The following is a 7,120-nucleotide window of genomic DNA, read 5'->3' as shown; positions in this document are numbered from 1 at the left end:
GCATGCCCACGGCGGTGGCGATGTCGCGCGTGCTGGTGCCGGCAAAACCCTGCGCTCTGAACAATTTCGCGGCACCACTGACCAGCTCGCGCCGCCGGTTGCCGTCGTCGCGCTCATCGGCGGTCTTGCGCGGCCGCCCACGCGATCGGCGCGGCGCCTCGCCAGCCAGGGATTCGGGAATGTCCAGGTTCATGGACAAAGACCATAGCAGTGCCGCTGAATTTCAACAAGCAATTGCTTTGTGAAAATGTGAGCAGCTGTCTCCGGCTCGACATCGCGGCCCCGTGCATACCCTGAGACGGGTCGTGCACACCCCGGTTTCTGCGACCATGCCGCATGCACAAAACCTTCGACATCATCGTGTTCGGCGCCACCGGCTTCACCGGGCGGCTGGTGGCCGAGTACCTGCACACCACCTATGGCACCAACGGCGGGGTGGCGTGGGCCATGGCCGGGCGCAGCCGGGAGAAGTTGACCCAGGTGCGCGATTCGCTGGGCATCGGTACCGACCTGCCGCTGCTGGTGGCCGACGCCACCGACGCTCAAGCGCTGGCGCAACTGGTGGCGCAGGCCCGCGTGGTGATCACCACCGTGGGACCGTACCAGCAGCACGGCCAGGCACTGGTGGACGCCTGTGCGCACGCGGGCACCGACTACGTGGACCTGTGCGGCGAGCCGGGCTGGATGGCGCAGATGATCCCGCGGCTGCAGGGCCCGGCGGCGGCGAGTGGCGCGCGCATCGTGTTCTCGTGCGGCTTCGACTCCATCCCCTTCGACCTCGGTGTGGTCTACCTGCAGCAGGAAGCCTTGCAGCGGCTGGGCGTGCCGCTGGTGCGGGTGCACGGCCGGGTGAAGGTGATGAAGGGCGGATTCTCCGGGGGCACCGCAGCCAGCCTGATCGCCACGCTGGAGGCCGCCGGGCGCGACCCGGCGCTGGCGCGAACACTCGCCGACCCGTTTGCGCTCACGCCGGGCTTTCGTGGCCCTCACCAGCCCGACGACAGCGCCGCCGCGTTCGACGAACTCGCGCAGTCGTGGACTGGCCCGTTTGTGATGGCGCCCATCAACACCAAGAACGTGCACCGTACCCACGCGCTGCGCGGTCATCCCTGGGGTGCCGATTTTGTCTACAGCGAACGCATGCTCACCGGCACGGGTGATGGCGGCGAAAAACGCGCCAAGGCCCTGGCGCGCAACACGCGGGTGCAGAACGCGCTGCTCGGGTTTGGTCCCACACGCGCGCTCATCCGCCGCTTTGCCTTGCCGCAGCCCGGACAAGGTCCGACCCAGGAACAGCGCGAGAAGGGTCGCTACGAGGTGCTCTTCATCGGGCAGACCGCCGACGGCCGCACCCTGCGCGCCCGCGTCAAGGGTGACCGCGACCCGGGCTACGGCTCCACCTGCAAACTGATCGGGGAAGCCGCGCTGTGCCTGGCGCGTGAAATCGATCGGGACATGACCCCCGGTGGTGTGTGGACGCCGGGCGCGGCCATGGGCCTCACGCTCGTGCGCCGGCTGCAGGAGCGCGCGGGTTTGAGCTTCGAGATCGTCAACAACCCACCGACCCGCTGATCCATGCCCGAACAGCGCGTCTCCATCGGCCACGCCAGCGCGATCCCGAACGCCTGGGGTGCGCCGCGCACGGCGTCGCGCCGCTTCACCGTGGCCATTCGCGAACCGCGCGGCAGCGAGACCTTCGCCGTGGCCTGGGGCGAGCTCACGGCCGACCCGGCCCTGGACTGGGTGGTGGTGCTGGACGACGGCACGGCCTACCCGATCAAGAAGGACTTGTTCGAGCGGACCTACGAGGCGGCCGGACCCGGGCGCTACCGCAAGTTGGAGCGCAGCCGGCTGGTGCAGGTGCCGCCCGACACAGTCGCCCTGCTGGCCACGCTGGAAGGCCCGCTGGAAGTGCGCCACCCCGACTACGTGGCCGTGGGTTCGCAAGGCGAGGTGTACGCCAACGCCGCCGACTGGGTGCGCGAACACCTGGTCTTCGACCCCGAAGCAGGCGCCTGAGCGCCCCCCTTCAACCCTTTTCCTCTGCTTTCAAGGAACGCCCGTGAGTCAGCTCTTTTCTTCTTTCGAACTCGGCCCCCTGCACCTGAAAAACCGCATCGTGATCGCGCCCATGTGCCAGTACTCGGCGGACCACGGCAACGCCACCGACTGGCACCTGATCCACCTCGGCCACCTCGCGCTCTCGGGCGCGGGCCTGCTGATCCTGGAGGCCACGGCGGTCACGCCCGAGGGCCGCATTTCACCCACCGACCTGGGCTTGTGGAACGAGGCGAACGAACAGGCGCTGGGCGAGGTGCTGCGCCAGGTGCGCCAGCACTCGGCCATGCCGATGGCGATCCAGCTGTCGCACGCGGGCCGCAAGGCATCGAGCCGCACACCGTGGGAAGGCGGCCAGCTCATCGCGCCTGAAGACGGCGGCTGGGACACGCTGGCGCCCTCGGCCATTCCACACCTGGCGCACGAGCCACCGCCGCACGCACTCGACGCGTCGGGCCTGGACCGCATCAAGCAAGCGTTCGTCGACGCGGCCCTGCGCGCCCAGCGCATCGGCATCGACGCGATCGAACTGCACGCGGCCCACGGCTACCTGCTGCACCAGTTCCTCTCCCCCATTGCCAACCAGCGCACCGACGAATACGGCGGCTCGCTGGAGAACCGCATGCGTTTCCCGCTGGCGGTGTTCGACGCAGTGGCCGCCGTGCTGCCGGCCAACATGGCGCTGGGCATGCGCCTCTCCGGTACCGACTGGGTGGAGGGTGGCTGGGACGCCGAGCAGTGCGTGGTGTTCGGCCACGAGCTCCAGAAACGTGGCTGCCACTTCATGCATGTCTCCAGTGCGGGCATCTCGCCGCTGCAGCAGATTCCGCTCGGCCCCGACTACCAGGTGCCACTGGCCGAGCAGGTCAAGCGCGCGGTGGGCCTGCCGACCATCGCCGTGGGGCTGATCACCGAACCCGAGCAGGCCGAAGCCATCATCGCCAGCGGCCGCGCCGACCTCGTGGCCCTGGCCCGAGCGATGCTGTACGACCCGCGCTGGCCCTGGCACGCCGCCGCGAAGCTCGGCGCACAGGTGGACGCCCCACCGCAGTACTGGCGCAGCCAGCCGCGCGGCATGAGCCAGCTGTTCGGCGACGTGAAGATCGGTCAGCGCTGAACGCTCTCGGTGCCGGCGATGTGGTCCGCCACGCGCTGCGCCTGCGCCGCGATGGCGCGCAGCAGCCCGCCGGGCTGGCGAACATCAAACCCCACGAAATACACCCCGGCGAGTGCGCCCCGCCCCACCACGTCGACGGGCATGCCGCGCGCGTCCAGCGGCAGGGGCGTGGCAGGAAACAGTTCGTGGAGCGCCGCGTCGTAGCCCGTGGCCAGCAGCACCGTGTCGAACGGGTGTTCGGTGCCGTCGGTGAAACGCACGCCGCCGTGCAGCAGCGTCTGGATGCCGGGGTAGACCTGGATGTCACCGCTCTTGATGCGCGCCACCGTACCGACGTCGATCACCGGTGTCTTGCCGTCTTCGCGCAGCTGGCGCAGCGGTGACACGTCGGCCGTGTGCAGGCCGTAGCGGCCGAGGTCGCCCACGCTGAGGTTGCGCAGCAACGTGGCGGCTGCGTCACCCACAGCGGGTGGCAGCTTGCTGAGCAGGATGCTGGAGAGCTGGGTCGGACGGCCCAGCACGTCGCGGTAAACGATGTTGATCGGCGAGCGCACCGAGAGCGCGGCGCGCACCCCGTGCTCCACCAGGTCGAGTGCGATTTCGGCGCCGGTGTTGCCCATGCCCACCACGAGCACCCGCTGGTTGGCGAAGGGTTTGGCGTTGCGGTACTCACGGCTGTGCAGCACGCGCCCGCCGAAATGGTCCTGACCCGGCAAGGTGGGGGCGCGCGGACGGCGGTTGGCGCCGGTGGCGACGACCACCTGCCGCGAAGCGATGAGCCGGCCGCTCGCGGTGCGCGTGTTCCAGCCTGCGCCGGTCGTTGAGGGTGCGATGTCCAGCACGGTCTCGCCGAGTTCGGGTTCGATGCCGTGGCGATCGGCGTAGCGCGTGAGGTAGTCCACCACGCCCAGCCGGGACACGTAACGCGGCGCACCGTCGGGAAACGGCAAACCTGGCAACGCCGAGTGGGTGTTGACGGTGTGCAGGTGCAGGCGCTCGTAGTGCTGGCACCAGCTGGACGCCACCTCGCCCGCCTGATCGATCACCAGCGAGCGCTCGCCGTGTCGGGCCAGGCACGCGGCGGTGGCCAGGCCAGCGGGGCCGGCGCCGATGACGAGCGTGTCGACCTCGCTGCGCGTGGTGGGTGTGATGTCCATGAACACTCGTTGTTTTCGACGAGTGTGGGGGCCGCGCGGGGGCCGCGCCATGAGGGCTTGTACCCGGGCCAAAGGACCACAGATCAGCGCAGACTCTGCGCGCGTTCCAGCAGGAAAGTTCGCTCCCGCTCGTTGCCGGCCAGGGCGGCGGCGCGTTCGAACTCGGCCCGGGCCTCGGCGCCACGCCCGAGCCGGGCCAGCAGGTCGCCCCGCACGCTGGGCAACCAGTGGTAGCCGCGCAGGGCCTTGTGGTGCACCAGGGCATCCACGATCAACAGGCCGGCGGCCGGCCCCGCGTGCATGGCCACGGCCACCGCCCGGTTGAGTTCCACCACCGGCGACGGCGCCACGCGCGCCAGCTCGCCATAGAGCGCAGCGATGCGCGCCCAGTCGGTGTCTTGGGCCCGCACCGCACGCGCGTGGCAGGCGGCCATGCTGGCCTGCAGCTGGTACGGCCCCGCCGCGGGCGCCAGGGACTCGGCGCGCGCCAGGGCCGCCAGTCCCCGGCGGATGAGCAAGGGATCCCAGCGGCTGCGGTCCTGGTCGGCCAGCAACACCGGGCGGCCCTGGGCGTCGGTGCGGGCAGCGGCGCGCGATGCCTGGAGCTCCAGCAGTGCGAGCAGACCGTGCACCTCGGCCTGCTGCGGCGCAATGCCGGCCAGCATGCGCCCCAGGCGCAGGGCTTCGTCGCACAGGGCGGGCCGCATCCAGTCGCCGCCACTGGTGGCGGTGTAGCCCTCGTTGAACACGAGGTACACCACCTCCAGCACCGAGGCCAGGCGCTCGCCCAGCGCATCACCGCGCGGCACCTCGAACGGCACACCCGCTTCGCTGAGCGTTTTTTTGGCGCGCACGATGCGCTGCGCGATGGTGGTTTCGGGCACGAGGTAGGCGCGTGCGATCTCGTGCGTGGTGAGGCCACCCAGCAGCTTCAGCGTGAGCGCCACGCGGGCGTCGGTCGAGAGCACGGGGTGGCAGGCGGTGAACACCAGGCGCAGCAGGTCGTCACCGATGTCGTCCTGCCGCGCCTCGCCGAGCGCGTCCACAAAATCCGGCACGTGGTCGGCCCCCAAGGCTTCGCGGTCGGCGGCGATGTCCTCGTGCCGCGACTCGGCCATCTGGCGGTGGCGCAGGTGGTCCAGCGCGCGGCGCTTCGCGGTGGTCATGAGCCACGCGGCGGGGTTGTCGGGCACGCCTTGCGTGGGCCAGTGTTCGAGTGCGGCCACCAGCGCGTCGTGTGCCAACTCTTCGGCCACGCCCACGTCGCGCACCACGCGCGCCACGTGCGCGGTGATGCGCGCGGACTCCAGGCGCCAGGTGGTGGCGATGGCCTGGTGAACGCCGGAATGCATCAGGCCACGTCACATTTGCGCAGGCGCGGCGCTCTCATCCATCCAGAACACCTCCCACTGATGACCATCCAGGTCGGCAAAACCGTGCTGAAACATGAAGCCGTGGTCCATGGGTGTGTTGGGCGTGGTGGCGCCGGCGGCCACGGCCTTGGCCACCAGTTCGCCCACCTCGGCGCGGCTGTCGCACGAGAGCGCGATCAGCACCTCGGTGGTCTTCTTCGCGTCGGCAATCGGGAGCCGGGTGAAGCCCTGAAAAAAGGGTTCCACCAGCAGCATCGCGAAGATGTTCGGCGCGATCTCCAGGCAGGCGCCCTGCTCGTTGGTGAAGCGCGGGTTGAAGCTCAGGCCCAGGGCTTTGAAGAAGGCCTGCGAGCGGGCCATGTCCTGGATGGGCAGGTTGACGAAGATCTGGCGCAGCATGGTAGTTCTCCGGCTCAGTTTTTCAGGGTGGTGTCGAGCTTCTTGAAATCGTCCAGCGGCTGGCTGGGCGGGAAGTCGTCGAGTTCGTAAAGCTGGCGCAGCTCGATCACGGCGTCCTTGCCGCGGCCGGCCGGGTTGGGGAAACGGCGGCTCCAGGCCAGGGCTTCCTCGCGCGAGCGCACCTGGATCAGCGTGTAGCCGGCGATCAGCTGCTTGGCCTCGGCGAACGGACCGTCGACGATGTGCTGGCTGCCATCGGCTCCGTGGTGCACACGCCAGCCCTGGCGGCTGGGGTGCAGGCCCGAGCCGTCGAGCAACACGCCGGCCTGGGCCAGCTCTTCGTGGTAACGCACCATCTCGGCCATGAGCGCCTCGTCGGGCGCGGGTGTGGTCTCGGCTTCGAATTCGTCGCAGGACTTGACGATGATCATGAATCGCATGGGCTTCTCCGGGTGAAAGGGGTCGGTGGTGGGGTTTCAACCGGTACGACGAAGCAGCGGCGGCGTTTTCGACACGCTCATTCGTAACAAGGTGCCAGCGCCCGCACCTCCACCGTGGCCCACTCGGCCGCCGGGCAGGCGTGGGCAATGGCCACGGCTTCATCCAGGCTGTCGCAGTCGAGCAGAAAGAAGCCGCCCACCATTTCCTTGGCTTCGGCAAACGGGCCGTCCATCACCTTGGCCTGCCCGGCGGCGGTGGACACACGCACCGCACTGGCCTGGGATGCCAGCGACTCGGACGCCTTGAGCTTGCCCTGCGCCTGCAAGGCTTCGCCAAAACGTTGCATGCGGCCATACACCTCGCGGCCCTCGGCCTCGGTGCGCGTGGCGCGCTGGGTGGTGGGTTCGATGATCAGCAGCATGTAGGCCATGGTGGTTTCCCGTCGGTCGGCAGCAGGCTAAACATCCTACACAGCGCGGGGTTTCTTGGACACCTCGATTGGGGTCTTGGCGCACGGCGCTGCAACACCGCGCCGGCGCCGATACGATCCTTCCCATGACCGACACCACCCCCGC

The 7,120-nt window shown here is 69.4% G+C and carries 9 protein-coding genes; 3 read left to right on the top strand and 6 right to left on the bottom strand.

Annotated features, from left to right (window positions below; all coding sequences use genetic code 11):
* Window positions 1–193 (bottom strand): TetR family transcriptional regulator (locus Q1W68_RS13160; protein WP_300660265.1); only part of this gene is annotated, 193 nt, incomplete at its 3' end.
* Window positions 194–336: 143 nt separating this feature from the next.
* Between Q1W68_RS13160 and Q1W68_RS13155 the strand changes: the two genes are divergently transcribed.
* Genes Q1W68_RS13155 through Q1W68_RS13145 form a run of 3 tightly spaced genes read left to right on the top strand, consistent with a single transcriptional unit; the run spans window position 337 to window position 3,175 of the window.
* Window positions 337–1,572: a saccharopine dehydrogenase NADP-binding domain-containing protein gene (locus Q1W68_RS13155; RefSeq protein WP_300653287.1), complete on the top strand. Its 1,236-nt coding sequence runs from the start codon at window positions 337–339 to the stop codon at window positions 1,570–1,572.
* Window positions 1,573–1,575: 3 nt separating this feature from the next.
* Window positions 1,576–2,019, top strand: coding sequence for a hypothetical protein (locus Q1W68_RS13150; RefSeq protein ID WP_300653285.1), 444 nt, complete (start codon window positions 1,576–1,578; stop codon window positions 2,017–2,019).
* 43 nt (window positions 2,020–2,062) lie between these two features.
* Window positions 2,063–3,175 (top strand): NADH:flavin oxidoreductase/NADH oxidase, encoded by a 1,113-nt coding sequence (locus Q1W68_RS13145; RefSeq protein WP_300716924.1) that lies wholly within the window; start codon window positions 2,063–2,065, stop codon window positions 3,173–3,175.
* On the opposite strand, the gene Q1W68_RS13140 is transcribed toward Q1W68_RS13145, so the two are convergent.
* From Q1W68_RS13140 to Q1W68_RS13120, 5 genes are all read right to left on the bottom strand, one after another.
* Window positions 3,166–4,332 carry an NAD(P)/FAD-dependent oxidoreductase gene (locus Q1W68_RS13140; protein WP_300651019.1) on the bottom strand — a complete coding sequence of 389 codons (1,167 nt, stop codon included), beginning with the start codon at window positions 4,330–4,332 and terminating at the stop codon, window positions 3,166–3,168. The genes Q1W68_RS13145 and Q1W68_RS13140 overlap by 10 nt on opposite strands.
* 83 nt (window positions 4,333–4,415) lie before the next feature.
* Window positions 4,416–5,687, bottom strand: a complete 1,272-nt coding sequence (locus tag Q1W68_RS13135) for an RNA polymerase sigma factor (protein ID WP_300651023.1) — start codon at window positions 5,685–5,687, stop codon at window positions 4,416–4,418.
* Between the two features lie 6 nt (window positions 5,688–5,693).
* Window positions 5,694–6,104, bottom strand: coding sequence for a VOC family protein (locus Q1W68_RS13130; RefSeq protein ID WP_300651016.1), 411 nt, complete (start codon window positions 6,102–6,104; stop codon window positions 5,694–5,696).
* A gap of 14 nt (window positions 6,105–6,118) precedes the next feature.
* On the bottom strand, window positions 6,119–6,544 hold the full coding sequence (locus tag Q1W68_RS13125; RefSeq protein ID WP_300651013.1) for a YciI family protein: 426 nt from the start codon (window positions 6,542–6,544) through the stop codon (window positions 6,119–6,121).
* Window positions 6,545–6,621: 77 nt separating this feature from the next.
* Complete coding sequence (locus Q1W68_RS13120) at window positions 6,622–6,975, bottom strand: YciI family protein (protein WP_300651011.1); 354 nt, start codon at window positions 6,973–6,975, stop codon at window positions 6,622–6,624.
* Window positions 6,976–7,120: the final 145 nt, after the last annotated feature.

Origin of the sequence: Hydrogenophaga sp. (assembly GCF_030158645.1) — a bacterium.
Lineage (GTDB): Bacteria > Pseudomonadota > Gammaproteobacteria > Burkholderiales > Burkholderiaceae_C > Hydrogenophaga.
This window is presented reverse-complemented; position numbering and strand designations above follow the sequence as displayed.

Coding starts and splice junctions, on each gene's coding strand:
- Q1W68_RS13155 (WP_300653287.1), top strand. CDS start 337: ATGCACAAAACCTTCGACATCATCGTGTTCGGCGCCACCGGCTTCACC.
- Q1W68_RS13150 (WP_300653285.1), top strand. CDS start 1,576: ATGCCCGAACAGCGCGTCTCCATCGGCCACGCCAGCGCGATCCCGAAC.
- Q1W68_RS13140 (WP_300651019.1), bottom strand. CDS start 4,332: ATGGACATCACACCCACCACGCGCAGCGAGGTCGACACGCTCGTCATC.
- Q1W68_RS13130 (WP_300651016.1), bottom strand. CDS start 6,104: ATGCTGCGCCAGATCTTCGTCAACCTGCCCATCCAGGACATGGCCCGC.
- Q1W68_RS13125 (WP_300651013.1), bottom strand. CDS start 6,544: ATGCGATTCATGATCATCGTCAAGTCCTGCGACGAATTCGAAGCCGAG.
- Q1W68_RS13120 (WP_300651011.1), bottom strand. CDS start 6,975: ATGGCCTACATGCTGCTGATCATCGAACCCACCACCCAGCGCGCCACG.